Origin of the sequence: Lactococcus sp. LG1267, assembly GCF_017309545.1 — a bacterium.
In the GTDB taxonomy this organism is placed as follows: Bacteria; Bacillota; Bacilli; order Lactobacillales; family Streptococcaceae; genus Lactococcus; species Lactococcus petauri.
The window spans coordinates 1-26,599 of the sequence record NZ_CP071295.1 but is presented as its reverse complement, the minus strand read 5'-3'; the positions used below and the strand labels follow the sequence as shown (position 1 = coordinate 26,599).

Annotated in this window: 25 protein-coding genes, 1 tRNA gene and 1 riboswitch; of the genes, 20 read left to right on the top strand and 6 right to left on the bottom strand. The window is 34.2% G+C overall.

Annotated elements, in window-relative coordinates; all coding sequences use genetic code 11:
- Positions 1 to 18 precede the first annotated feature (18 nt).
- Together J0J33_RS00130 and J0J33_RS00125 are read right to left on the bottom strand one after the other, a co-directional pair.
- The gene (locus J0J33_RS00130) at positions 19 to 675 is read right to left on the bottom strand and encodes a CPBP family intramembrane glutamic endopeptidase (protein ID WP_206921734.1); all 657 of its coding nucleotides are present in this window, start codon (positions 673 to 675) and stop codon (positions 19 to 21) included.
- 117 nt (positions 676 to 792) lie between these two features.
- Positions 793 to 1,359, bottom strand: coding sequence for a tryptophan transporter (locus J0J33_RS00125; protein ID WP_165719913.1), 567 nt, complete (start codon positions 1,357 to 1,359; stop codon positions 793 to 795).
- 493 nt (positions 1,360 to 1,852) lie between these two features.
- On the opposite strand from J0J33_RS00125, the gene J0J33_RS00120 reads away from it, so the two are divergent.
- The 3 genes from J0J33_RS00120 (at position 1,853) to J0J33_RS00110 (ending at position 5,754) form a co-directional block, all read left to right on the top strand.
- Positions 1,853 to 2,668, top strand: a complete 816-nt coding sequence (locus J0J33_RS00120; protein ID WP_206921733.1) for an Rgg/GadR/MutR family transcriptional regulator — start codon at positions 1,853 to 1,855, stop codon at positions 2,666 to 2,668.
- A gap of 153 nt (positions 2,669 to 2,821) precedes the next feature.
- A complete protein-coding gene (gene gadC / locus J0J33_RS00115; protein WP_206921817.1) occupies positions 2,822 to 4,333 on the top strand; it encodes a glutamate:gamma-aminobutyrate antiporter in 1,512 nt (503 codons plus the stop codon).
- Between the two features lie 20 nt (positions 4,334 to 4,353).
- The gene (locus J0J33_RS00110; RefSeq protein WP_019292826.1) at positions 4,354 to 5,754 is read left to right on the top strand and encodes a glutamate decarboxylase; all 1,401 of its coding nucleotides are present in this window, start codon (positions 4,354 to 4,356) and stop codon (positions 5,752 to 5,754) included.
- A gap of 153 nt (positions 5,755 to 5,907) precedes the next feature.
- Here J0J33_RS00110 and J0J33_RS00105 read toward each other — a convergent pair whose 3' ends face one another.
- On the bottom strand, positions 5,908 to 7,071 hold the full coding sequence (locus tag J0J33_RS00105) for a pyridoxal phosphate-dependent aminotransferase (RefSeq protein WP_206887852.1): 1,164 nt from the start codon (positions 7,069 to 7,071) through the stop codon (positions 5,908 to 5,910).
- A gap of 265 nt (positions 7,072 to 7,336) precedes the next feature.
- Positions 7,337 to 7,509: riboswitch (Lysine riboswitch) on the top strand.
- Between the two features lie 366 nt (positions 7,510 to 7,875).
- Between J0J33_RS00105 and J0J33_RS00100 the strand changes: the two genes are divergently transcribed.
- The 10 genes from J0J33_RS00100 to J0J33_RS00055 all read left to right on the top strand — a co-directional run bounded on the left by J0J33_RS00100 (position 7,876) and on the right by J0J33_RS00055 (position 17,209).
- A complete protein-coding gene (locus J0J33_RS00100; protein ID WP_206887849.1) occupies positions 7,876 to 9,135 on the top strand; it encodes a diaminopimelate decarboxylase in 1,260 nt (419 codons plus the stop codon).
- Between the two features lie 215 nt (positions 9,136 to 9,350).
- Positions 9,351 to 10,214, top strand: coding sequence for a 4-hydroxy-tetrahydrodipicolinate synthase (gene dapA / locus J0J33_RS00095; RefSeq protein ID WP_206887846.1), 864 nt, complete (start codon positions 9,351 to 9,353; stop codon positions 10,212 to 10,214).
- The gene (dapB, locus tag J0J33_RS00090; RefSeq protein WP_206887842.1) at positions 10,214 to 10,924 is read left to right on the top strand and encodes a 4-hydroxy-tetrahydrodipicolinate reductase; all 711 of its coding nucleotides are present in this window, start codon (positions 10,214 to 10,216) and stop codon (positions 10,922 to 10,924) included. Before dapA ends, dapB begins: the two co-directional genes overlap by 1 nt.
- A 93-nt stretch (positions 10,925 to 11,017) precedes the next feature.
- Positions 11,018 to 11,716 carry a 2,3,4,5-tetrahydropyridine-2,6-dicarboxylate N-acetyltransferase gene (gene dapD, locus J0J33_RS00085; RefSeq protein WP_206887839.1) on the top strand — a complete coding sequence of 233 codons (699 nt, stop codon included), beginning with the start codon at positions 11,018 to 11,020 and terminating at the stop codon, positions 11,714 to 11,716.
- 165 nt (positions 11,717 to 11,881) lie between these two features.
- Entirely contained in the window at positions 11,882 to 12,874 is a 993-nt protein-coding gene (locus J0J33_RS00080) for an aspartate-semialdehyde dehydrogenase (RefSeq protein WP_206887836.1), read from the top strand.
- A complete protein-coding gene (locus tag J0J33_RS00075; protein WP_206887832.1) occupies positions 12,871 to 14,184 on the top strand; it encodes an aspartate kinase in 1,314 nt (437 codons plus the stop codon). The genes J0J33_RS00080 and J0J33_RS00075 overlap by 4 nt, the downstream gene beginning before the upstream one ends.
- Positions 14,185 to 14,207: 23 nt before the next feature.
- Complete coding sequence (locus tag J0J33_RS00070) at positions 14,208 to 15,341, top strand: N-acetyldiaminopimelate deacetylase (protein ID WP_206887829.1); 1,134 nt, start codon at positions 14,208 to 14,210, stop codon at positions 15,339 to 15,341.
- Positions 15,342 to 15,807: 466 nt separating this feature from the next.
- On the top strand, positions 15,808 to 15,981 hold the full coding sequence (locus tag J0J33_RS10690) for a tyrosine-type recombinase/integrase (protein WP_370569280.1): 174 nt from the start codon (positions 15,808 to 15,810) through the stop codon (positions 15,979 to 15,981).
- A gap of 781 nt (positions 15,982 to 16,762) precedes the next feature.
- Positions 16,763 to 16,963 carry a cold-shock protein gene (locus tag J0J33_RS00060; protein WP_014025161.1) on the top strand — a complete coding sequence of 67 codons (201 nt, stop codon included), beginning with the start codon at positions 16,763 to 16,765 and terminating at the stop codon, positions 16,961 to 16,963.
- 172 nt (positions 16,964 to 17,135) lie between these two features.
- A tRNA-Met gene (locus J0J33_RS00055) sits at positions 17,136 to 17,209 on the top strand.
- Positions 17,210 to 17,241: 32 nt separating this feature from the next.
- Here J0J33_RS00055 and J0J33_RS00050 read toward each other — a convergent pair.
- Positions 17,242 to 17,580 carry an MmcQ/YjbR family DNA-binding protein gene (locus J0J33_RS00050; RefSeq protein ID WP_017368468.1) on the bottom strand — a complete coding sequence of 113 codons (339 nt, stop codon included), beginning with the start codon at positions 17,578 to 17,580 and terminating at the stop codon, positions 17,242 to 17,244.
- Positions 17,581 to 18,381: 801 nt separating this feature from the next.
- On the opposite strand from J0J33_RS00050, the gene J0J33_RS00045 reads away from it, so the two are divergent.
- The 3 genes from J0J33_RS00045 to J0J33_RS10910 all read left to right on the top strand — a co-directional run bounded on the left by J0J33_RS00045 (position 18,382) and on the right by J0J33_RS10910 (position 19,870).
- The gene (locus J0J33_RS00045) at positions 18,382 to 18,684 is read left to right on the top strand and encodes a hypothetical protein (protein WP_003134277.1); all 303 of its coding nucleotides are present in this window, start codon (positions 18,382 to 18,384) and stop codon (positions 18,682 to 18,684) included.
- 446 nt (positions 18,685 to 19,130) lie between these two features.
- A complete protein-coding gene (locus J0J33_RS00040; RefSeq protein WP_014025159.1) occupies positions 19,131 to 19,331 on the top strand; it encodes a cold-shock protein in 201 nt (66 codons plus the stop codon).
- A 404-nt stretch (positions 19,332 to 19,735) separates the two neighbouring features.
- The gene (locus J0J33_RS10910; protein WP_370569279.1) at positions 19,736 to 19,870 is read left to right on the top strand and encodes a putative holin-like toxin; all 135 of its coding nucleotides are present in this window, start codon (positions 19,736 to 19,738) and stop codon (positions 19,868 to 19,870) included.
- Positions 19,871 to 20,201: 331 nt separating this feature from the next.
- Here J0J33_RS10910 and J0J33_RS00030 read toward each other — a convergent pair whose 3' ends face one another.
- Positions 20,202 to 20,789, bottom strand: coding sequence for a hypothetical protein (locus J0J33_RS00030; RefSeq protein ID WP_206887823.1), 588 nt, complete (start codon positions 20,787 to 20,789; stop codon positions 20,202 to 20,204).
- A gap of 496 nt (positions 20,790 to 21,285) precedes the next feature.
- Between J0J33_RS00030 and J0J33_RS00025 the strand changes: the two genes are divergently transcribed.
- Together J0J33_RS00025 and J0J33_RS00020 are read left to right on the top strand one after the other, a co-directional pair.
- The gene (locus tag J0J33_RS00025; protein WP_206887820.1) at positions 21,286 to 21,594 is read left to right on the top strand and encodes a hypothetical protein; all 309 of its coding nucleotides are present in this window, start codon (positions 21,286 to 21,288) and stop codon (positions 21,592 to 21,594) included.
- 13 nt (positions 21,595 to 21,607) lie between these two features.
- Complete coding sequence (locus J0J33_RS00020; protein WP_206921732.1) at positions 21,608 to 22,444, top strand: hypothetical protein; 837 nt, start codon at positions 21,608 to 21,610, stop codon at positions 22,442 to 22,444.
- A 44-nt stretch (positions 22,445 to 22,488) separates the two neighbouring features.
- Here the strand turns inward: J0J33_RS00020 and J0J33_RS00015 are convergent, their stop codons facing one another.
- On the bottom strand, positions 22,489 to 23,793 hold the full coding sequence (locus tag J0J33_RS00015) for an ISL3 family transposase (protein WP_089202021.1): 1,305 nt from the start codon (positions 23,791 to 23,793) through the stop codon (positions 22,489 to 22,491).
- Between the two features lie 167 nt (positions 23,794 to 23,960).
- On the opposite strand from J0J33_RS00015, the gene J0J33_RS00010 reads away from it, so the two are divergent.
- The gene (locus tag J0J33_RS00010; RefSeq protein ID WP_206887812.1) at positions 23,961 to 25,799 is read left to right on the top strand and encodes a C47 family peptidase; all 1,839 of its coding nucleotides are present in this window, start codon (positions 23,961 to 23,963) and stop codon (positions 25,797 to 25,799) included.
- A 409-nt stretch (positions 25,800 to 26,208) separates the two neighbouring features.
- The gene (locus tag J0J33_RS00005; RefSeq protein WP_206887810.1) at positions 26,209 to 26,436 is read left to right on the top strand and encodes a hypothetical protein; all 228 of its coding nucleotides are present in this window, start codon (positions 26,209 to 26,211) and stop codon (positions 26,434 to 26,436) included.
- Positions 26,437 to 26,599: the final 163 nt, after the last annotated feature.

Genomic DNA, 26,599 nt, shown 5'->3' with positions numbered 1-26,599 from the left:
TTATATATAATAAATACCTTAACTTAATAAGCCTAAAATATTATTCAACATATGAAGACAAATAACAAAAAATAAGGAACGCTGAGAGCTTAAATAAGCTAAAGCTAAAAGCATTGCTCCAGGTACATAGAGGACAAAATCCATAGGTTGCTGCATATGCATAGCGGTGAATAAACCAGTAGAAACAAGGACTGCAATTAGTGTTCCTGTATAATTTGAGAGTCTATTAAGGAAGATATGGCGAAAGATAATCTCTTCAATGATGGGGCCTAAAACACCAAGAATAAGGATGGTAAAGAATAAAGGGATTTGCTTACTCATTTCAGAGAGAGCAGCTTGATTTTCAGGGTTTAATCCCTTTCCATAAATACCTTGAGCCAGAGATTCCACCAAAAGTATCGCTGCCATCCATAAGGGGAGGCTTAAAATTTTCCATAAGGAATGCTCCTTAAAATAGCCAAAACTTTCTCTCAATTCTTTTCGGAAGAGAATAAGTGCTGTCAGTGCAGAGACTGTTATACCAACTGCGAAGTTTAAAAAATCAGATTCTACCCAATTTGTCTGAGCTAACTCAGATAGAAAGAGTAAGGGGATCATTCCAAGTTGGAAGGGGACAAATAAAATATATATAGTTAATACAATGAATTCTCTTTTATTATCACGTAAAAAATTCAAAAGTATAGACCTCCTTGTTTGAATTGGCGATTCGCCTCAGATATTTTAACATAGCATAAAGTCTATACCAATTAAATTGTTTATGTTTTTATAGAGAGAAGTCTTTTTCATATCTCATTAAGAAACAGCGAAAAGATATTTTCCTTTGGAAAATGTTGAAACAAGTTTGTAGAGCAAAATTCCCAGGAAATAATTGACAAATGCCGTAGAAAAAATCGTAATTAAAAGAACAGGAAGGCCCATTTTAAAGACAACCATAAGCTCCGAAATGTGAAGTAAAGTTCCCAAAAGATATACAGCAAAAACATACACGCAACCACTTATCAATGTGGCGAGGAAATAGATTACCCCTATTTTAGCTAAAAATAATTTGGGAGAAATTCTTAGGACTAACCTATATAAGAGTAAGCATGCCAAGGCTGACAGGGTACGGTCAAAAGCAGCTGGCAGCTGGAAAATCGGATTACCACCAAGAATCATGGAAGTAAGGATAACAAGACCGCTTGCCAAGAAAACTTGTTTGAGTGTAGGTTTAATCATTATACAGAGGAATAAAAAGGCCAAGGAAAAGTCCGGGCGAATAATTCCAGCGATACTGGGAGTGATAATATTCAAAATTTGTCCAAGTATAATGAAGATTGGAGTAAGTGCAATAGTATTTGATGATTTGTTTTTTTGATTCATAAAAGTTCCTCTTTCTAGTTTTTAATGATAAGGCAGAGTACTTTCTATAACACAAAAAAAGCATAGAAACTTCTATGCTTTAATCATCCAATTTGAGCATAGATACAGGTTTTAGAAAGTACACTAAAATTTGTATCTATGGTTTTCTTCAGTTAGAAGCCATACATACACCTGTATCTTTGCCAAAGTTGAGTAGAATAACAGTTGATCATTGGTTGTACAGCTCCTTTCGTTTTTATTAGGAGTAATAATATCATTTTCTAAGAAAACTGTCAATGCTTTGAACTCACAGAGATAAATTAATTTCGCCTTATAGAGATTTAAAAGGAAGTTTTTTGAACATAAAAATCTATGCCTGATAGCCTTAATTGAGTATATATTTGACGACCAACTTGTAAATGAGTTATAATTTCACGTGCATATTTTTTTAGGCATAAATGTAATTATTGTTATTTATCATAACGTTAAAAACAAAATTAGGAGGTCATTAACTGTGTATAAAAAATATGGAGATTGTTTTAAAAAGTTAAGGAACCAAAAGAATTTGGGACTCTCATATTTTAGTAAGATTGGAATAAATAGAGCAAATTTATCTCGATTTGAAAGAGGGCAAAGTATGATGAGTTTTGAGCGCGTTGACTTGATGTTAGAAGAGATGCAAGTTCCCTTAGCAGAGTATGAATTAATTGTAAATAACTTTATGCCCAAATATCAAGATTTTTTCTTGTTGGAACTAGAAGAAGCCGACTTTAGTCAAGATCTAAATAAAATTCAAAAGTTATATCTTGAGGCGCGTGAAGCAGGAAAACATATGTTGTCACTTGCTGCAAAAACTCGACTTGAAAATATAAGTCCCCTGGAAGTGAGAGAGATTGAAAATTATCTTTGCAATGTTAAAGAATGGGGCTATTTTGAGCTCACATTATTTTATTTTGTCTCAGATCATATTGCTATTAATCAGATGGAAAATCTTCTGGCCAATTTTGACAAAAGGTGTGAAAAATATTGTCGATTATTAAAGTACAGACGAAGATTATTACAGATTGCGTATCAAAGTGCGGCTATATTTGCAGCGCATGGAGAAAGAATTGAAGCTGAAAATATATTAGAAATTACCAAAAAATATCGGGAAATGGGAGTGGATTTATATGCTGAAGTTTTGAGGCATCTGGCAACAGGAATTGTTATTTTTAACTTTGAAGATAAGGATTTAGGACGTAAAAAAATTAATTGTGCTCTGGGAGCTTTGGAGGAATTTGGAGGTTTACGATTGAAAGAATTTTATCAAAGAAGGTTGGAAAAGTTTTAAAAAAATTAATCTCTGTATCTGTTGCTTTAAAGCAACAGATACAGAGAGTTTTTTTATTTTTAAGAGAATATACTTGATATAGAAAGGAGATGAAATCTAGATTTGGGCAACAATTATTTTGAAAATTGTTACCACATATTTTAAGGAGGTATGATGAATCAAAAAAAATTAACATTATTCGGATTCTTTGCTTTAACTGCTTCAATGGTTTTGACCGTATATGAGTATTCGACCTTTGCCACTTCTAAATTGCACTTGGTTTTCTTTTTACTACTAGGCGGAATACTATGGTTTTTACCAGTTGCCCTATGTGCTGCAGAAATGTCCACAGTTGAGGGGTGGAAAAATGGAGGTATTTTCAGCTGGGTGAGCCAAACTTTAGGAGAGCGTTTTGGATTTGCGGCAATTTTTTTCCAATGGTTTCAAATTACAGTTGGATTTGTAACAATGATATACTTTATCTTAGGAGCACTTTCATACGTATTAAATTTTGAAGCTTTAAATTCAGATCCACTCATTAAATTTATAGGCTTGCTGGTCATTTTTTGGGGACTGACCTTTTCACAATTAGGTGGGACTCAGCGCACTGCAAAATTAGTAAAAGCGGGATTTATAATCGGGATTGTAATTCCATCCATTATCTTATTTGTATTAGCAGTAGCTTATTTTGTAGGAGGAAATCCTATAGAAATCCCCATCAATAAGGCAGCTTTTATTCCAGACTTTTCACAGCTTTCAACATTGGTAGTTTTTGTTTCGTTTATTTTAGCTTATATGGGAGTTGAAGCTTCAGCTTCTCATATCAATGAGTTAGAAAATCCAAAAAGAAATTATCCTTTAGCAATGGTTTTATTAGTAATATTAGCTATTTCTTTAGATGCGCTTGGGGGCTTTACAGTGGCTGCAGTAATACCTCAAAAAGAGTTATCTTTAAGCGCTGGTGTGATTCAGACTTTTCAAACACTGATCTTACATTTTAATAACCACTTAAGTTGGTTGGTCAAAATAATTGCAATAATGATTGCGTTTGGAGTAATGGGAGAAGTAAGCTCATGGGTAGTTGGGCCTTCTCGAGGAATGTTTGCAGCAGCGCAACGTGGATTACTTCCAAAATTTTTACGAAAAACGAATACCCATGATGTTCCCGTGCCCTTAGTTATGATTCAAGGTGTCATCGTGACTCTTTGGGGAGCGATTTTAACCTTTGGTGGTGGCGGCAATAATTTGTCCTTCTTGGTAGCAATTTCTTTGACTGTAGTTATCTACTTGGTTGGTTATCTACTATTTTTCTTAGGTTATTTCGTCTTAATCTACAAGAAAAAGAATTTAAAACGAACATATAATGTTCCAGGAAAAATGATAGGCAAAACAATTATTGCAGGAGTAGGGTTATTATTATCTCTGTTTGCTTTATTAATTTCTTTTGTCCCACCGGAATCAATTGCTCAAAGTGAGACACGAACTTATCAAATGATATTACTTATAAGCTTTGCTGTTACAGTAATCTTACCATTTGTTATTTATGAACTACATGATAAAAAGAGTCATAGATCTCTTGAAGAACCAATTCACTTCAAAGCAGGAGAAGTGAATCCAGCCGTTTATCCGGCAGCTCGAGGGGAGCATCATATTGTAAAGAATGAAGAACATGTATTAAAACATTAAAGAAATTGGAGGATATAAATATGTTATATGGAAAAGAAAATCGGGATGAGGCAGAATTTTTAGAACCAATATTTGGCTCCGAAAGTGAACAAGTTGATTTGCCCAAATATAAATTAGGGAGAAAATCGATTGAACCTCGGGTAGCTTACCAATTAGTTCAAGATGAGATGCTAGATGAAGGGAATGCGCGGTTGAACTTAGCCACTTTTTGTCAAACATACATGGAACCCGAAGCAGTAAAACTAATGAGTCAAACTCTTGAGAAAAATGCAATAGATAAATCAGAATATCCAAGAACAACCGAAATCGAAAACCGTTGTGTAAATATGATTGCTGACCTTTGGAATGCAAGTGAAAACGAACAGTTTATGGGAACATCAACAATTGGTTCTTCAGAAGCTTGTATGTTGGGAGGAATGGCAATGAAATTCTCTTGGCGTAAACGAGCAGAAAAGTTAGGCTTGGACATTAATGCTAAAAAACCAAATCTCGTTATTTCTTCTGGGTATCAAGTTTGTTGGGAAAAATTCTGTGTATATTGGGATATTGAAATGCGTGAAGTACCGATGGACAAAAACCACATGTCAATTAATCTAGACAAGGTTATGGATTATGTTGATGAATATACTATTGGTATTGTGGGGATTATGGGGATTACGTATACAGGAAGATATGACGATATCAAGGCTCTTGATAAGTTAGTTGAAGAACACAACAAACGTACAGATTATAAAGTGTACATACATGTAGATGCTGCTTCAGGTGGACTTTATGCACCATTTGTTGAACCACATCTTAAGTGGGATTTTCGATTAAAAAATGTCATTTCCATCAATACATCAGGTCATAAGTACGGTCTCGTTTATCCTGGAGTAGGTTGGGTATTATGGCGTGATAAGAAATATTTACCAGAGGAGTTAATTTTTAAAGTAAGCTATCTTGGAGGAGAATTACCAACCATGGCTATTAACTTTTCTCATAGCGCGGCTCAGCTGATAGGACAATATTATAATTTTGTACGCTATGGTTTTGATGGATACAAAGCTATACATGAAAGAACGCATAAAGTAGCGATGTATTTAGCAAAATCAATTGAAAAAACAGGTTTATTTGAAATTGTAAATGATGGTTCACAACTTCCAATTGTATGCTATAAATTAAGAGAAGACAGAAATTGTGACTGGGATTTATACGACTTAGCCGATCGTTTATTAATGAAAGGATGGCAAGTGCCAGCCTATCCTTTACCAAAAAACTTAGAGGATAATATTATACAACGGATAGTAATTCGAGCGGATTTTGGAATGAATATGGCATACAATTACGTGCAAGATATGCAAGAAGCTATTGAATTTTTGAATAAGGCACATCTTAAATACCATAATAATCCTAAAAATAAAGTATATGGATTTACACATTAAAACAATCTCATTTTTACAAGCCAAACCTATTTTCGTTGATTAATAACAAGAGTGAATATATAACAAAAAAGACGAGATTTTTCTCGTCTTTTTTGAGAAGGTTTACATTAAAGCAAAGATAAACTCTGAGTATAGCACAACCATAATAGTAAGTTATTCCGAAAGATATTCTTTCAATCTCTCCATAGCAATCTTAATCACTTCCATTGAAGCTGCATAGGACAAACGGACATAACCTTCACCATATTGACCAAAGGCTGATCCTGGAATGAATGCTACATGTTTTTTCTTTGCAAAATCATATAAAAATTCAAAAGAATTGCTGTTATATTCTGCTGGAATTTTGGCAAAAATATAGAAAGCCCCGTCTGGCTTGATAATTTCAAAGCCAAGTTCAGTCATTTTCTCAATAATGTAATCCCGCCGTTTGAGGTATTCGACTTTCATTAGCTCAGCATCATTTTTTCCTTTACTCAGAGCTTCAACTGCTGCCCATTGCGATTGTGTTGAGGCGGAAGTAACCAGATATTGGTGTGTTTTTACAAGCTGATCAATCAAGTATTTTTCTGCAAAAATCAGCCCCATTCGCCAACCCGTCATCGCATGTGATTTTGAAAGGCCATTAAGTACAAAAGTTTGATCACGTAAAAAGGTCGAAATAGAAGTATGTACATGTTGGCTATAGTTAATTTCAGAATAAACTTCGTCAGAAAGGACAAAAATTTCATGTTTTTTGATGATTTCAGCAAGTGTTTTAAGTTGGGCATGAGTGTAAGTTATGCCCGTTGGATTTGAAGGATAATTAAGGATGATAGCCTTGATATTCTCGGTTTCGTTCAATACTTGTTCAAGTTTTTCAGGAGTTAAGACAAATTTATCAGTTGTGGTATCAATCTCGACCAATTGACCGCCAGCTAAGCTTACTACAGGCGCATAACCAGGATAAGCAGGTGCCGGGATTAGAACTTTATCGCCAGGTTCAATAATTGAAAGGAGACAAGTAGCAATCGCCTCTGTGACACCAACTGTGGTCAAAATTTCTGTTTCAGCATCGTAATGCAAATTGTATTTTTCAGCTACAAATTGACTGGCTGCATGACGGAGTTCAATCAGGCCACGCATGCCAGTATAATGACTTTCATCGGCATCAATCGCATCAATTGCAGCTTTTTTGATATGTTCAGGTGTCGGAAAATCTGGTTCACCAAGTGTTAATTTCAAAACATTCGGTATTTTGGAGATTTCCTGATCAAATTCACGAATTTTAGAAATTTTAATTTTTCCAAGATTAGTGTTAAATTTATTTGATAAATCCATACATAGCACCTCCGCAGGTCAATAGTTAAAGTTGGCTTCAAGCAAAAACTCCGTATATTCGTCGTTTTAAATTTGTATTATAGCATTTTATTTTAAAAATTCACAAAACAATGTCGCAAAATATTTTGGAGATTCGGAAGTTCAGATAAAAAATACACCTTGTAAACCTTGATTTAAAGCAGTTTTAAAGAAAAAAATAAGTCAATACTAAAAATTTGAAAAGTTTTCAATTGACAAACAATACTGAAAATATTATAATTGTGAAAAATAAATTAGAGGTAGCAATGCAAATGAGTACTACACGAGAGGAGGCATCCGACGACCGTGTACGAAAGGTAATCATTGCCGAACGTTAGCAACAGAGGCATCTGGCTAGCGTGGGGGTATAGGAAACACCTATACCACTCGGACTTGAATAAGTCTGGCGCTAAGTGATCGAACCGAATAATATAGAATTCTTTTTTAACTCTATTTTCATGACGACATAAAAGGCGCTTGTACTTACAAGTGCCTTTTGTTTTTATATGATGTGAGTTTGCAGGTTGAAGCGCGACAACGATAGAATAATGTTTTAGCGAGTCAACGAATAAGAAAAACTCTGCTTCTTACATCGAAACTCATTATATCAGTGGTCAAAGGGCACTGGAGACAGAGTTAAAGATTGAGATGGGAAAAAATATCATTTGGTAGACTAAAAGTAAAATCTTCCTTCTTTCAGTTACAATTTTTGACAAGCCTCCATAGCATTGAAACTACCGAAATCTTCAGATAAAGATTTGCATAGCAAGTCCACAGGAGCATGAAATGAAAGTACCATTTATTACTAAAGATCAATTAGATAAAATTACTGCAGAATTTCCGACACCATTTCATTTGTATGACGAGCACGGAATTCGCGAAAAAGCAAGAGCGCTAAACACAGCATTTTCTTGGAATAAAGGTTTCAAAGAATTCTTTGCGGTAAAAGCTACACCAACGCCTGCAATTTTGAAAATTTTGCAAGAAGAAGGCTGTGGAGCTGATTGCGCGAGCTATGTTGAACTTATACTAGCAAATAAATGTGGTTTTGATAAGTCTGAAATTATGTTTTCATCAAATGACACTCCACCTGAAGAATTTTTATTAGCCAAAAAGCTAGGGGCTACGATTAATATTGATGCATACAACCATATTGAATTTTTATCCACATTGGCAGGATTTGAATTTCCCGAAACAATGAGCTTACGCTATAACCCTGGTGGAGTTTTTACAATGGGTACCAAAATTATGGATAATCCTGAAGAATCAAAATTTGGAATGACAAAAGCCCAACTGATTCAGGGAATTAAAGATTTGCAAAAGTTGGGTGTGAAGAAATTTGGAATGCATAGCTTTTTGGCTTCAAATACTGTGACAAATGAGTATTATCCAAAATTAGCACAGCAATTATTTGAATTAGCACTTGAAATTCGTGAAAAAACAGGCGTTTCTCTTGATTTTATAAATCTTTCTGGTGGTATCGGCGTTAATTATCGTCCAGATGAAGCTCCTAACGATATTGCTGTCATCGGCGAAGGAGTACATCGTGTTTATGATGAAGTTCTAACTGCCAATGGCCTAGGGGAAGTCAAAATTTATACGGAACTTGGACGCTTTATGTTGGCGCCTCATGGCTTACTGGTCACACGTGTCTTGCATAGAAAGCAAACCTATCGGACGTATATTGGCGTGGATGCGAGCGCAGTTAATCTGATGAGACCAGCATTTTATGATGCTTATCATCATATTACTGTTATAGGAAAGGAGGAAGATAAAGTGAAAGAAATTGTTGACGTGACTGGTTCATTATGTGAAAACAATGATAAATTTGCCAGGCAGCGCGAACTTCCTGTGATTGATGAGGGAGACCTATTAGTCATTCATGACACAGGTGCGCATGGTTTTTCGATGGGATATCAGTATAATGCAAAATTACGAAGTGCCGAATTATTGCTTCAGCAAGATGGGAGCACGCGTATGATTCGACGGGCAGAGCGACCTGAAGACTATTTTGCAACATTGGATGGCTTTGAGTTTGAAATCTAACCGAAAATTAGCTGGTGAATGCTTGTAACAGCTTTTACTTCTAACCACTGATAAAATCATAAATAACATTTGGATACAAATTAAAGGAGTGGAGTAAGAACAAGGCGAAGAGGAGATGTTTTTCAAGAGAAAGAAAATTATACGATGAGTAGTTTCCTTTTCTTCTATCGCAACACTCGTCAAAGGTTTCTGAAATATATCTACAGGAGAAAATAATGCTTAAAGGTTCAATTGTGGCGCTCATCACGCCCTTTAATGATGATAATTCTATAAATTTTGAAAAATTAGCTGAGCTGATTGAATTTCAGATTAGCCATGGAAGTGCGGCTATTTCTATTTTAGGCACAACAGGAGAAGCACCGACGATTAGCTTTGAGGAGAAAAAAGCAATCGTTGAGTTTGTAGTTAAACAGGTTGCTGGACGTATTCATATCAATGTTGGAGCAGGAAGTAATAACACAGCACAAGCAGTGGAATTTGCTCAAGCATTTGAAAAGTTAGGTGCGGATAGTTTGCTTGTGATTACCCCTTATTATAATAAAACCAATGAAACAGGGATGTTAAAGCATTTTACTAAGATTGCGGAGTCTGTCGATATTCCGATTATCATGTACAATGCACCAGGTAGAACAGGAGTGAATCTTTCTGTTGAAGCCGTAGAAGTATTGGCGAAACACCCGAATATTACAGGCTTAAAAGAAGCATCAGGCGATATTGCCTATGTGGAAAAAATTAGCCGCTATCTTTCTAATAATTTTGTATTATATAGTGGTAATGACGATATGATAGTTCCATGCCTGAGTTTAGGCGCTTCGGGTGTAATCAGTGTTTGGGCTAACTTCATGCCAGATGTAGTTAAGGAGTTAATCGAAACTTTTGCGACCAACCCAGCTCATTCTTTGAGTCTGCAACAAAAATATTTGAACTTGATTGACAGCTTATTTATAGAAGCAAATCCAATTCCGGTCAAATTTGTGATGAATCAACTCGGTTATAATGTCGGTTCTGTTCGGTTGCCACTTGACGAGCCATCCGAAACGGCAAAAATTCAACTTCTTAAAGAATTGGAGATTTTATAATGAAAGTTTTACAAATTGGAACAGGTACAATGGGCGGGCTGCTTGCGGCAGAGCTAGAAAAAGAGCATGAATTAACAGTCGTATCCTTAACAAAGGATATTCCAGAAGAAAAATTCGATGTGGTCATTGATTTTTCACATCCTGAGAATCTCAATAATCTTGCTAAATATCTAAAAAAGCATCCAACAGCCACAGTTATTGCCACAACAGGCTTTGATGACATACAAAAGGCAACAATTGATCACCTTTCTGAAAAAATGCCTGTATTATTTAGTGGCAATTTTAGTATTGGAGTTATCTTGATGAATCGTTTAGTCAAAGAAATGACCTATATTTTATCGGACAGTTTTGATATTGAAATCATTGAAAAACATCATAATAAAAAAATAGATGCACCATCTGGTACGGCAAAGATGTTACTTGACAGTATCAATGAAACATTGGGCTATAAAGTTGTTCATGGACGTTCAGGTATAAAGCCACGTGAGAAGAAAGAGATTGGAGTGCATGCTGTTCGAGGGGGTACAATCGTTGGCGAACATGAAGTAATATTTGCAGGAAGGGACGAACTTCTTACGATTAAGCATGAAGCTCTTTCGAAAATGATTTTTGTAAAAGGGGCGATCACAGGGATGAATTGGCTTATTCATCAAGAAAGTGGGATGTATTCAATGGAGGAAGTTCTTTTTGGAAAAGACGGAGTGAATTAAGTCCTATTTTTATAGAAGAGAAACAATAAAATAAATTTTGGATATTCCTTAAAAAACTTAGTTTTTATAGGATTACACACAAGAAGGAGATTTATGGAAGTACAAAAAATTTCGGCTCAAGAAATTATTCAATATATTGGAAATGCTGAGAAAAAAACAACAGTTAAAGTAACTTTTGAAGGTCAATTGACAGGTCAAATACCAAAAGAAATCATCAAAATCAGCAATACTTTGTTTGGAGATTGGAGTTTGATTCAACCGCTTTTGGCTGATATGACTGAAAATAAAGACTATATTGTGGAGCTTGATAGCCGCAATTCAGCTGTACCCTTGCTTGATATTCGCGATGTCAATGGACGTATCGAGCCAGGCGCAATTATCCGTGAACATGTCGTAATTGGTGATCATGTAGTAATCATGATGGGAGCAATTATTAATATAGGTGCTGAAATTGGGGCTGGTACAATGATTGATATGGGTGCTGTTCTAGGAGGACGTGCAACAGTTGGTAAAAATTCCCATATTGGTGCAGGCGCAGTACTTGCTGGTGTAATTGAACCAGCTTCATCTGTGCCTGTGCGTATTGGGGATAATGTACTTGTGGGTGCAAATGCAGTGGTTATTGAAGGTGTACAAGTCGGTTCAGGTTCAGTTGTTGCGGCCGGTGCTATTGTGACACAAGATGTTCCTGAAAATGTAGTTGTTGCTGGTGTGCCAGCCCGTATTATCAAGAAAATTGATGCCCAAACGCAGCAAAAAACTGCACTGGAAGAAGCGTTGAGAAATTTGTAAAATTGCCATAAGGATAGACTATTTATCAACATACATGATGCTTCGTACGCTATTAATAAATGGAGTATATCGTCCATGCACTTCAAATAGCGCCAAAGTTATTTAACTTTAGAGTGTACGAACTTTATCTTCGAGTATCTTATATCCAAAGAAGAAAGGATAAAAATGAAAAAATATAATATATGTGTTGTGGGTGCAACTGGACTTGTTGGTCGTACTTTTCTCGATATTTTAGAACAAAGAAATTTCCCAATTAAAAATTTGAAATTATTAGCCTCAAGTCGTTCAGCAGGTTCAGTTTTGTCTTTTGCGGGTCAAGAATACGTAGTTGAAGAATTAACGGCTGATTCATTTAATGGTTATGATATTGCCCTTTTTAGTGCTGGCGGAGATACTTCTGAACAATTTGCCCCAATTGCACGAGAAAAAGGGTTGGTTGTCATTGATAACTCATCAGTTTGGCGTGAAAATCCTGGAATTGGCCTGGTTGTCCCAGAAATTAATATCCAAGATACGCAAATGAATAAAATCATTGCCAACCCAAACTGTTCAACGATTCAATCTGTTTTACCGCTTTATGCTTTGGAGAAAGCCTTTGGTATTTTACAAGTGAACTATACAACTTTCCAAGCAGTAAGTGGAAGCGGACAGAGAGGTCGTGACGATTTACTTCGGACACGTCAAGGCAAAGCACCAGAATTTTATCCATATAATATCTCTGAAACAGCCCTTCCTGAAATTGATGTTTTCTTTGAAAATGGATATACCAAAGAAGAGATGAAAATGGTCAATGAAACACGTAAAATCTTACATAAGCCAGAGTTGGCTGTTTCAGCAACTTGTGTACGTGTTCCAGTAATAAACAGTCACGGTGTGAGTATCCAGGTAATATTGGATCAGCCTTTCACGCTTAGCGAAGTTCGTGAGGTTTTTTCAAACCAAGAAGGTATAACTCTTATCGATAACCCTAAAAATCATGAATATCCAGTTTCAACAATCGCAAATGGTAATGATAATGTTTATGTTGGACGTATTCGTGAAGATTTGGCGCAAGCAAACAGTTTACTCTTTTACTGCGTAGCTGATAATATCCGTAAAGGCGCAGCATTAAATGCAATTCAAATTGCGGAACATATGATCCAGGAGAATTTAATTTGACATTAACTATTGCAAAATTTGGCGGTTCATCCTTATCTACAGAAAGCCAATTTCAAAAAGTAAAAAATATTGTCAGCCAAGATGAAACGAAAAAAATTGTCGTTGTTTCAGCGATTGGACGTAAAAAGCCATCTGATGATAAGGTTACCGACTTGCTCTATCTCATTGCGGCTCATGTGAAACACGGTGTTTCTTACCAAGCACTTTGGGATAATTTAGTCACTCGATTTGTTGCAGTCAAAGAAGAATTGCAGCTTAAATACGACATCTTATCACATTTAGAGAAACTTAAATGTGAGCTGGATTCGGGTCAATTTACAGAGGATTATCTGGTGAGTCGTGGCGAGTATTTTACAGCGCATCTAATGGCGGAATATCTGGGCTATCAATTTATTGATGCGGCTGAAGTAATTTCCTTTTCAGGTAACGGTCGTATCAATTTGGAAATGTCAAAACGTTTGTTGCAGGAACAATTCTCTGGAATTGAGAGAATTGTTCTCCCAGGATTTTACGGTGCTTTCCAAAATGGAAAAATCAAACTTTTGAGTCGTGGTGGTTCAGATATTTCAGGCGCAATTCTGGCAAGCTGTTTAGGTGCTGATAAATATGAAAACTGGACAGATGTATCAGGTGTAATGATGGCAGATCCGCGTATTATTAACAATCCAGCAACGATCAGTGAATTGACTTATGAAGAGTTGAGTGAATTGTCTTATATGGGGGCAAGTGTGCTGCATGCTGAGACGATTTATCCGATTCGTGAACTCAATATTCCTTTGCATATTAAAAATACGAATGCTCCAGACGCCGAAGGCACTTTGATTTTGGCAGAACACCGTACGCATACGACACAAGTTTCAGGAATTTCAGGCAGAAAAAACTATGTTTCGATTAATATTGTCAAAAATCAAATGGCAACAGAGGTTGGTTTTTTACAACGTACTTTGAAAATTTTTGATGATTATCATTTGAATATTGAACATCTCCCTACAGGTATCAATCAAATCGGAGTTATCGTCGAAATGGTTGAAGTAGAAGAGATTTTGCTTGATTTACTGGACCGCCTAAAAAAAGATTTGAAAGCAGATGATGTCACAGTCAAAGAAAATATTTCGCTTTTGACAGTTGTAGGTGAAGAAATTATACGCTCAGCAAAAGTTACGAACAAAATTTTTACAGCACTTGCTAAAGAAGATATTGATATTGAGCTTATTACACAAAGCCCGCGTGGAATCAATATCATTATCGGTGTTGCCAATAAGCATTATCAAAGGGCTTTAGTCGCCTTATATGAAGAATTGACAACCTAAAGGACTTAATAAGGAGGTGTAGAGTGCCTTTTACAAATGAAGAATTGCTTCAAATACGTCGGGAATTGCATGAAATTCCTGAGCTTGGTATGGCAGAATTTGAAACACAGGCTTATCTATTAGATAAAATACAGCAAATGATACAAACAGTTAAGCATGTCAAAATTCGAACTTGGAAGACAGCCGTTCTAGTCAAAATAACAGGATTTGACTCAGACAAAATTATAGGCTGGCGTGCAGATATGGACGGGCTTCCAGTTAATGAAGAAACAAATTTAGAATGCAGTTCAAAGCACCAAGGAAGAATGCACGCTTGTGGACATGATATACACATGGCTGTAGCACTTGGTTTATTAAAAATTGCTATTGAAACGCCAAGTAAAAATGACCGTCTTTTTCTTTTTCAGCCCGCTGAAGAAAATCTCTCAGGCGCAAAACTTTTATATGAGGCAAACGTTTTTGCGGATTGGTTACCGGATGAGTTTTATGCACTTCATGTTCATCCAGAACTACCTGCCGGACAACTAGCAACAAATAATCACACTTTATTTGCAGGAACTTGTGAGGTTAGTATTAAGTTTACTGGAAAAGGAGGCCACGCAGCGTTCCCCCAGAATAGTAATGATATGGTAATTGCTGTGAGTCATTTTGTAACGCAAGTGCAGACAATTATCTCGCGAAATGTTGGGCCAATGGAAAATGCTGTTGTGACTTTTGGAAAGATGCGTGCTGGAATGACTAATAACGTGATTGCCAAAGAAGCGGAAGTTCACGGAACAATTCGTACCTTGACGAAGGAAATGAACGAACTGACACAAAAACGTATCACACAAATCGCTGAAGGTATTGCGCAATCCTTTGACTGCCAAGCGGAAATTATACTAAAACAAGGAGGTTATCTCCCTGTTATTAATAATAAAAATCTTGCAGACCAACTGATGACTTTTCTGAAAGAAAAGCCAACAGTTAATTTTTCAGAAATTTCCCCCTTGATGACAGGGGAGGACTTTGGATACTTATTAGATAGAGTACCTGGTGTGATGCTCTGGCTCGGTGTTCAATCAGATTATCCCTTACATCACGAAAAGATGTCTCCAAAAGAAGCAGCTATAATGCCTGCAGTGGAAGCGCTCAGTGCCTGGCTAGCTACTCGATAAATTTCTTTACAACTGTTGGTATTAAACCGGCAGTTTTTTTGATGGTAGTTTATAGTATCGATGGATTCTTAATACTTTTAGTATTAGGAATGAGTAAAACAGAAATATTGAAGCAGAAGGTATTTCAAACTTTTATTCGATAAAGGTTTCTACCGTTGGAAACAAAATTTATGAAATAAAAAAGTCAAATGCTTCATATAAGGAAATTATTTTAGAATAGGTGGGCCTGTATCGGTACCAGTATTTGATGAATTTTTAAAAATAAAAGACGAGGAAAAATACAGATAAAAATGATATAATAAGTATGTTTTTTATTCTGCACTTTTTCCAAAAGAAAAGGCAGAGATATAAAAGTTGAAGATATAAAAGTAGGAACTTTATAGTCATAAACTCGATAAATAACTTTCTATCTTTTAAATATTATGGAAAAGAAACTGGGTGAGATAAGCAATTCTCTTGCCATTGTATGCGCCACTCTCATATTTCATTATTAGCAGAAATGGGAATAAACCAAAAAGTGGTGATGCAAAGAGTTGGTCACGCAACATCCACTATTACCAATAATATATATACTCATGTCACACCTAATATGTCTAAAGAATTAAACCAAAAAATGAATAGAATTAACAAAATTTCTTAAGCAATTTGGTGGGCAAAAAAAGTGGGCAAAAATGAAAGAAAAATAGTGATAATTAATGATATTATTATCGAAAATAAAATAATGATATCACTGGAAAATGCTATTAAATAAGGCTTTTAAGCCATTTTTATAAAGGGGAAAGAAAATTGGCACAATTGTACTTCAAATATGTAGTGATGCACCATGACCTCTTTAGTAGTGAGAAGTAATAATAAAAAAATATTTTAGTGGGCAAAAAGTGGGCAGAATAAAAATTGATAAAGGTATAAAATAAAGAACCGTTATTTAACGGATTTTTATTATGTGTGTATAAAGTTAAGTCTCACTTTTTTATATCATTATGTTATCGGAGATATTAGTGTTATACTAAGTTCGTTGTAGGTCGATGCTTATGTCAAAAATTTGTACTTTCCTACGACTTATAAAATATCTAGCTATAGAGTGTAATCTATAACTGGATTATTTATCAGAAAGAGGCATCTCTCACATATCGGATGTCTCTTTTCTGTATGATTAGGCATTATACAAATATTTTAATATACATGGGTACATAATAATTTTAGTATATTAGAAATTTTTATTGTTTATATATTATATTTTAAAAGTCAGTGAGTTTCTGACTATTGGCATTTAGTTCATGAACGAAGATTTTTTATGTCAATTTGACAAAAATGAATAAGCGTGATACTATGTACTAAGTAAGTTTAGTCAAAGTTATATATTTTTAAATGTTTTCTTTAACCATAATGATTTACAATCTAGTTGAAAGGAAATATATACTATGACAAAAGGAACAGTAAAATGGTTTAATGATGCCAAAGGATTTGGCTTCATTACAGCTGAAGATGGAGTAGATGTGTTTGCACATTTCTCAGAAATTCAAAGTAACGGCTTCAAAAAACTTGAAGAAGGTGAAAAAGTTACATTTGATATGGGCGAAGGTCAACGTGGACCACAAGCAACAAACATCAATAAAGCATAATTAAAAAAGTCACTCTAAGAGTGATTTTTTTGTAGTCAAGAAGTATAAATTAGGGAATGAGAGAAAAGTGTGTTACAATGAGTGAGTCAATTGGATACATCTACGGAAGATCTAGCTTGTTAGGTTATAGCGTGATTTAAATAAGTGATTTAAATTTCTTCTGTTTTATTAACGCGGGATGGAGCAGCTAGGTAGCTCGTCGGGCTCATAACCCGAAGGTCGTAGGTTCAAATCCTGCTCCCGCAATTAGAATAAAATTCTGCTTCGTCAGGATTTTTTTATTTTGTTAGATCATTACTTTTATTAATCATTTGAATGAGACCATCATAGGTAAGATCAGTATTGTTCACATTTATGGTATTCCAATGGGTTTTATTCATATGGTATCCCGGAAATACTCCTGCTATTTGTCTAGCCTCCTCACCGTGTTCTGGACTCAGCTTTAAATCAATTAATAGTTCGTTATCTTTTTCAAAGATTAAAGCTATAATTTTTTTATTAGATTTTTGTCTAATGGTTGTCCAAAGTATTTTTTCACGATTATTATTGTTAAAGGGATAGTCTTCATAGGAGTTCGTTATTTTTAACACCAAGTTGATAAGTTCTTGTTTTTTCATTTTTATCTCCTTATTGCTTGGTATTATACCATTATTTAAGAGAAATTTTGAGGTTTTAATTGTGTTTGTGACTACTTTTTTGAATTTGTATAAGTGACTAAGATTTTCAAAATATATTTATATTTTGATATAATACTATTGGCAGAAATAAAAAAATGTTAATAAATATATATCATGAAACTACACCTTGCCAGTGTAGTTTTTAGTTTAATTTAAGTTATTGAAAATAGAATAAATGAGTCGAATCTTTTTCATAAGTACCTCATTTGATGGTGCTTTTTTGTATCATTAGGTTAATGAGACTATTAGTGTTATAGTAAGAGTGTTCGTAGGCGTTACTTCACTGCCACGAAGTTTTGACCTCAAATACGGACTCTAGTTATGACGAGAAATTATAACTAGGCTATTCATCAGAAAAGACACCTTCGCATATTGGGTGTCTTTTTGTGAAATTCGTATAGTCAAACTATTATGCTTTATTTATGTGTCGGACAGCTACACAACCACTAACAATTGAGAGAAGCTTTAATTACTGTTTTGTGTCTGTCTTAGACTCTTGTTATGTATAGATGTATATCAAGAGGCTTTTATGTTTAAAAATAATAAAGTATTTTTAATAATATCTGTGAAAATGAATAGAATAAATAAGAAAAGAACTCTTTTCATTATTGTTTTTTCTTAACCTATAATTTATTTTTTCCTCTAAGCAAATATAAAATGAATAATCAGATTTTTTTAGTATCTGTTTTTTTTAGGGGGGAATATGATATACTTTAACTATCAAACAATACAGGGGTAAAGATGCCACCATATGATTATGAGTTTTATCGAAAAAGAAAACACGATCCAAAATGGAGAGTTTTTTATCTGAAGTTAAGAAATAAAAAGATATTAAAAAGAACAATGGTATATATTGTAGTAGTTATAATGTTGATAATTTTGGGTTTATTTATAAATTATATTGACGAATATAAAATTTCTTTAAGAGATTTTAATTTAAAAATCCTCAAAAATTTCTTTAACCATTACATAGAATTATCTAAAAAACTATTTTGGACCGTTATTGATAAAATATCTCATACATTACAACGGAAATGGCAGTAAAAACATCGGATAGAAGTTTATTCTATATGATTAGGTGTTAATCAACTATTTTGTTATACTTGAATTACCGTCAGGTATGAAACACTCACCATACAAACTATTTACAATCCCCGTGGGAAGTGAGTGTTTTCTTTTTAAAATAAAAAGCTTTCTACTTGCGTTGGAGCTTTTTATTTTATATTATGTATTTACTATCAATTATGCTATAGTTGACTTGTGTCTCCTTGACATATAAGACCGATTCTTCGTATGTGGATTTCTTCAAAAGTCAGTTGAGTTTCTGACTGTTGGCATTTAATTCATGAACGAAGATTTTTTATGTCAATTTGACAAAAACAAATAAGCATGATATTATGTACTAAGTAAGTTTAGTCAAAGTTATATATTTTAAATGTTTTCTTTAACCATAATGATTTACAATCTAGTTGAAAGGAAATATATATACTATGACAAAAGGAACAGTAAAATGGTTTAATGATGCTAAAGGATTTGGCTTCATTACAGCTGAAGATGGAGCAGATGTGTTCGCACATTTCTCAGAAATCCAAAGTAACGGCTTCAAAAAACTTGAAGAAGGCGAAAAAGTTACATTTGATATGGGCGAAGGTCAACGTGGACCACAAGCTACAAATATTAATAAAGCTTAATTGTAAGGCACTCTTTGGAGTGCTTTTTTTTAACCAAAGCCCAAGGGAGAGTACTATTAGTCTTAAAATATATTGGCGAAAAAATTGTGCTTCTAGTAAGCAGGCACTCTTATGGTTTGAAACGCATAGAATTGCAATAGAATGTATCGAGATCACAAAAATAACTCATAACGAATTAATAAAACTATTATTATTAACGGATGGTGGGTTTGATGATATTTTAAAAATATGAGTTAACGTCGTCAACTCATATACTCGGTTATTTGCTTTTTTATTTCCCCTGAAGTATAGAAAAACTGCAAGTCTTGATGGCTTGCAGCTTATATTTTTGGTATAATCTAAAACAGAGAAAGTTTATAGCGGATGGCTAAGTATAGAAAGAGGGGTGATGCCTATGAGTATAGGTGTTTCCCTATCAAACTAGAAAGGCTAGATTTTTGAGTGTTTCAGACAGCTTAACCTTGGTGATTGCATTTGCAAGCTTCATTGTTATGTTGCTCAATCTCATTATTGTGATTGTAAAGAACATAAAAAAATAGACCCGCTAATACTTTTGGCTAAGTAGGGTCTATTTTTTAGATGAATTTAGTCAACCGTCTTAAACGGTCTCTATGGAGCTTGTTAGTAGCAAGCTCTTTTTTCTTTACTCTTATTATAACATACTCACATTATTTCTCAAGTACTTTAGATAGTATTTGCAATATTTCCTTTAGAGAAACTTTTATCGATTTGTATCTTTTGGGGTCAGTACACTTTTGCTAGTTAACGGTTCCTGAACTTTTTAGTGCCACTGACTTTTACTTGGCTACATTGGACTTGTTTGCAGCAAGTTCTTTTTCTTTACTTAAATTATATCATATTATGTCGTTGCTAATTCAACCACTGGGAATTTAAAAATTCATCCCAAACATAAGAGACATCAGATGTTTTTGGTTCTTCATCAATAATTATTTCTTGTATTGTTCCTGCCTCTTCCTTGAAAATATAAGATTTCCACTGGGCTTTGTTATTATCGACTCGGTTAATTGTGGTAAACCAATAAAAAGGAAATTCTAATTCATTTTTTTCTATTTTCTTTTCTACCCTTAATTCGAATCTTCTAATTGAGTTAATTACACGATTTTGGTTACTATCAGCATCCCATAAAATGAGCACCTCAGGCTTATCATTATCTATATAGCAATTGGGTATAAGATGACTGCGATCATAACAGTTTTTAAATTTTTCAACAACTATATTAGTTTTTCTTATATAAGCATCTATTGGGCGAACAGAAACACAAAATTTTCTTTGTTTTATCTTTTTTCTATATTTATCTTTTTTTTCTGTAATTAATGCTGCAGCTTGTACAGTGCTTTCATCATGAAAAACAAATATTTTATTTTGGAGAATATTAATTTCTTTATTTATAATTTTTTCTTTACTAATCTTGTTATTTATTTTAACTATTTTACCCAATATCATCTCCTAGGTTATTATTCATAGTTTAATCCGATACTTCTATTTTAAATCAAAATCAAAAAAAAGTATACTGTTCAGAAAACCTCCATTTTCTGAACATTTTTTTATATCAAAAATTCACCAATAACAATGAAACTTTAATCCTTGTTTATGCGCTACATACATATTTTCTTGAAACTCTTGTGCATGATATTAAAACTTTTTCTACATATAAATAAATTAGTCTAAAATTAAATAGTTTGTTTAATTAAATTTTTGATTTTGTGAAAACGTCAGCTTAAAATAAACTTAATAGATTTTAAGGAGATGTTATGAACAAAAAATTACTACTTACGAGCTTCCTCACCCTTGGTGTAATCGGTGCAGGAACAGTTACTTACGGCTCACTTACTTCAATGCACAAACTCAACAAGAGGTATCTTCCCCAGAACTTTCTTCGAGTGTAACCAACTCAGAAGTAGAGAAAAAGATACAAGAATCTACAGATACTGAAATGAGTTCATCTGAAGATCTTGAAACTCCAAATATCTCAAAAGAAACAAGTGAAACTCCTGCGGCTTCTCAAACTAAAGAAAATCCAGTGTTGAATCAAGATGAAAAGGAACAAGAAGAGTTTGCAGAAGAAGCCGTTAAACAAGATTTTTACTTGGAACAACCGGATGCTAATGGTACACTTAGCTATGTAAAAGCTACAGATGAAACAGTCAAAGAATTGATGGATGAAACAAATAGTGATAAAGTAGGCATTTATCAAGTCGTTTTTAATGGTGAATTAATCTCCGTTTTAAGTAAGTTAGATTAAGGCAGGGAGTATTTTGAAAATTAAACATTTACCTATGAAGCTTGGAATTATTGCTTCTACTGCAATTCTTCTTGCGACTGCTACAGTTCCTAATGCTCTTGCTTTTTCAGTTACACAGAACAATACGTCTCAGGATGGTATATCTGTAAATATCAAGCAGATTAATGAACTTTCTAAACAAGATCTTCTGAATCCAGAAGCAACGCCTTCACAAATTTTGGCACAAACTGTTGCAGCAGTCGTCTCTCACGATCCTGCTGGTCCAAATGGGAACTTTATTGAAGTATTAAATGCCAGTGATGTGCTAAAATATTTCTATCCCAAATATACTGCAGAACAACTTAGAGGGGCAACAATCACACCTAAACAGGCCGTTGAGTGGCTTCATACTAAAGGATATACTGCAAGTATTATTGATCGTCCTCTTACAACTACTGAAATAAAAGCACGTTTGGATAAATCTGAACCAATCATTACAGTTTTTGATAATGCAAATGCGGACAGCTGGCTTTGGAAAAACTATGCCGGTGTACTCTATGCTCACGATGATGTTGAAACAGGAACTGCTGAAGGTAAATTGCACGCTTCTTTTATTAAAACAATAAACTTTGGAGAAGCAATTGTCAACGATGGTCAAGAAGCTCAAGAAATCAAGTTTCCTGAACTTCAAAACTCAACTGACCCAAACCAGGCTGCTGCTCAATATAAATGGGTTTCTACAATAACAGGAATTAAACGGGATCCATCATGGGAAAATGCACAATCCATTAAAGGAGATAAAGCAAAAGGTGTTTTTGCTTCTAAATTAACCGGCTCTTTGTCAAATCGGACTGATGAGTCGGATATATAAGATGATAAACTTGAGATTACTCTCAGATTTATCATCTTTTTTAGTTATTTAATTTTAATAAGGCCGTTTATCAAGAAAATTCTTATACGCATATTTGTAAATGAGTTGAATCCATAGGAAACTCTTTTAAGTGTTTTTATATGAGTGTTCTTAGCTTCAATTTTTCCATTGGAAAAATTATATTTAAGAGCGTTTCTAATACCTTCTTCATAGGAAATCAGATTTTCTATTTTATCTCTAAATTGTGTATCCAAGCTATCAGGTAGATTTTTCAATAGTTCGAAAAAGGAACGGTCATCTTTGTTTCTAAAGTGATACATTAATAAATGGAAAATGTCATAAGCTTCTTTTAGTTCAGAAGAAAATGAGAGTAGTCGATCAATCACCATAGATTCCGTTAAAAGATGGTACTTTGGAGAAGGAAAACTTCTCCAAGTTTTGAACTCTGAAATGGAAATATTTGTTTGATTTTTTAGAAGTAATTTCCAGTTTGATTTTAATTTATTTGCTTTTGACTTTTTCTTATTGGTAATTAATCTCTTCATTTCTCGGACTCTAAAATCATTAAAAGCGGTGTTCAAATGCTTCACAATATGGAACCTATCAATGATTAATTTAGCAGTAGGAAAGACATTTTTAGTTAATTGAAAGTAAGCAGCATTCATATCTGTTACTAAAAATTTAACTTTTTCCCTTTCCTCCAACGGAGAGCGATTGAAGTAAGGGATTATTTTATCTAATTTCCTACTAGGTAAAATATCTACTAATTCACCTGTTTCTCCATCAGCACATATGAAGCTCATTTTATCTTCATAACTAGCGTGAGATCTAAACTCATCTACCATTAAAACTTCTGGAAAACTCCGTGGTTTAAGTTGTTGCGGGAGTTGTGATTCAACTGACTTAAGAACTCTTAAAACTGTAGTTAATGAAACGTGGCATTGTTTAGCTATAAATGTCATAGAGATTTTCTCAGTTAATAATTCTAAAATTTTCAAAGTAATAAATTTACTGATATGACAGTTTTTTTCAACAATAGAACACTGTGCCGTCCAATTGTGCGAACAGCTTTTACAATGGAATCGTTGTTTCTTCAGTTTTAAAATAGTGGGCATATTTTGATAAGAATCTAACTGAATAGTTACTTCCTTTTTTCCATTTCTAACAACTACACTTTTCCCTTCATTATCAACAATAGTTGAACCACAGTTCCTACAAGCCGAAGGCATGGGAGAATAGACTCCAAAGATAACTAAAGTGTTCTTCCCTTTAATTTTATATTCCTCCGTATTTGTTAAATCTAAATGTTCATCTGTAATTCGTAGCATTTTTTTGATATGATTATTCAAGACATGTCGTCCTTTCTATCTTAGATTTTTGGTCGTACTTAAATTTTACTAGATAGACGACATGTTTTATATTTAAATAAACTAAAAAAGGACTGATGAATCAAAATTTGATTCATCAGTCCTTTAAATTATAGAGCCAATTAACCAAAGCAGGAACACAATCTTAAGTGGACTTTACAGATCCAGCGATTACAAAACTCTTAAATAAGTATCCTGCATCTGCAAAAGAGCATAAAACAAAACTTGCGGCTGTGTCTTTGATTAACCTCTATGAAGATGCACAACATCAAAAGACAGTAAAAGATTTGGAAAGTTTCCTTAAAATTGCACCTACAACTTTTGTGACTTCTCAACAAATTATTGACTGGTATAAATACTTAGGCTTTGACTTTGATGTTTATAAAGGACGTGCACCGATGGCTCTAACAAAAGCCATCAATGATAAAGGTCGCCTCTACTTGACACTATTTAAAGCTCAAGATGCTAAAAATAAGGAACAAAATACTGCTACTTTAGGAACTGGTTATCTGAATGATAGCGCTAATGGTTATCGCCCTTATTGGTCTTCTGTTAAAGCAGAAGATACTCTGTCACCTTATTACAATACACCACTTACAGCTGCAGGTTTGAAGAAACAACAAGAGTTAGCTAAAAAATTCCAATATACGAACGTTCAACGCGTGAAGGGAACATGGCCTGTCGAAAAAACTACCTACAATGAAGAGATGACACTTTACAACATCCGCTTAAAAGGTACCCCAAATGATTCAGGTATTACAACACCACCTACTTCATCTATAACTACTCCGCCTACAAACTCAAATATCAAACTCAATACAACTGCAAGCTATAAAGATAATTCTAATTTCCATGTTAGGGAAACTCAAGGTCAAGAGCCTTGGTGTACAAGTTATGTTCAAGCAAGTGCAGTTAATACTATTGGTAAAGCGCCACTTAATCATACAGCTGATAAAGGAGCAATCACCACTGTCAAAAAACTTATGCAATTAAGTTATCCAGGTACGTCTGACTCTGATCTTTCAAAAATGAGCGGTAAAACAGTTCAAGAGGCTTTGAAAAATTTAGAAAAAAACTATCAAACAACGGCAACAATTGAAGAACGGACGTTAAGCTTTGCGGAAGTTAAGAAGGAAATTGATGCTGGTGGAATCGTCTCTATGGATGGTTATGATATTGATTCAACAGATAAACCAGGAACTGGTGAGAATCTGGGACACGAAGTAGCAATTGTAGGTTATGTGACTCCAACTTCAGGAACACAAACACCATACTATGTCGTTTGGAATCCTTGGTGGAATTCAACTTTTTACTTATCTGCCAATGCTAAAACCTTTAACCTTGGTGGTGTAAAATACAAATGGACTCGTACATGGCATAATTGGAGAAAAACGTCTCCTGCTTCTAGTTCAGTTCAAAGCATTGATCCAAAAATTGCGGATAAGAAAGTTGCCAGCACACCAAATCCAATGGCTTTGAAAGAGAATACAGAACTATCTTTAGATTTAGCAAGCCCTGGTGCATTTACAAGTAATCTTCAATACTTCAGTAATAAGCAAGATATTTTCAGAAAAAAAGTGTCACAGATGGGTGCAATTAAAAATGTATATGCACCAGGGTTTGGGGACATCTTTGGATATGCTATTTCTAGAGATTATAACAAAAATTATATGGAAGTTCATCATAACAGAGGTAAGAAAACTGTATCCTATGGAAATGGTGCAGATTTTGCAAAAGATGTAGATGACCTCTTAGGTATCGGAGATACACTCCTAACTGTAGGAGCAATTAGTATTGCTACCTTAGCAGCTTCAATAGCAATAGCAATCACATTCCCAGAAGCTGCTGTTATCATGTCTTTCCTTCAAAAATTGGGAATAACTGCTGTTGGGATGTCACCCTTTGCTGCTGCGACACTAATTTTAAAGTATGTTAATACTGTACACTCTACAAGGTCTCAATATGATTCTCTTAGAAGTCTTTATTAATATTGGAAGGTATTACAATGATTATATTAATACAAGTGTTACTTATGGCTATACCTTTAATTATATATGTCTTTGAAGATAATAAAAATAAAAAATATGGCCCTAGACTAAATGGAGTAGAAGTAGTTAGGAGGATTTTTAGCTACGGTAGCTTATTATTAATAGTCTATTCACTTATTGGTTCTATCTTCCTTTTGTTCTTCTTCATTTTCAATCTATCTTTAAAACATTTTATGTGGTTAGCATTTAGCTCAATTATTTTATATATATCAAAAAAACTTTATGATGAGAATAAACTTTGAAGAAAAACTAGTCTCCACTCTGGGAAAGGTTCTAGCTAGAAGAAATCTAGAAAAAACCTAGAACCTACACTCAAACAATGAAGAATTTTCAAGATGGCGTTGATACAATGATAGCTTCAAGAAATGGATTTGCAGGATATGGTATTGGAATGGCAATTGCCATGGCAGGACTAATAGTGGCTCAATTTATACCAGTTGTAGATATAGTAGTCGATGCTATTACAGGTGTATTAGGAGGAGGCTTAGGTCCTGGTGGAGCTACTGCACTTGCACTTTTAATTATAAACTATGCTAACGCATCATCTTCTATTGCTCGGAGCTTTAACGCACTATGAAAAAAAATATAGGAACCCTTATTATTGTAATTGCCAGTCTTATTGTAGCTATATCAGGAATAACATACACCTTATATATGCTCATAACTAATTTCCCTATTAGTCCTATAATAATCTTATTTCTACACTTTTCATTCACATTCTTAGGGTTTATTCCCTTTGT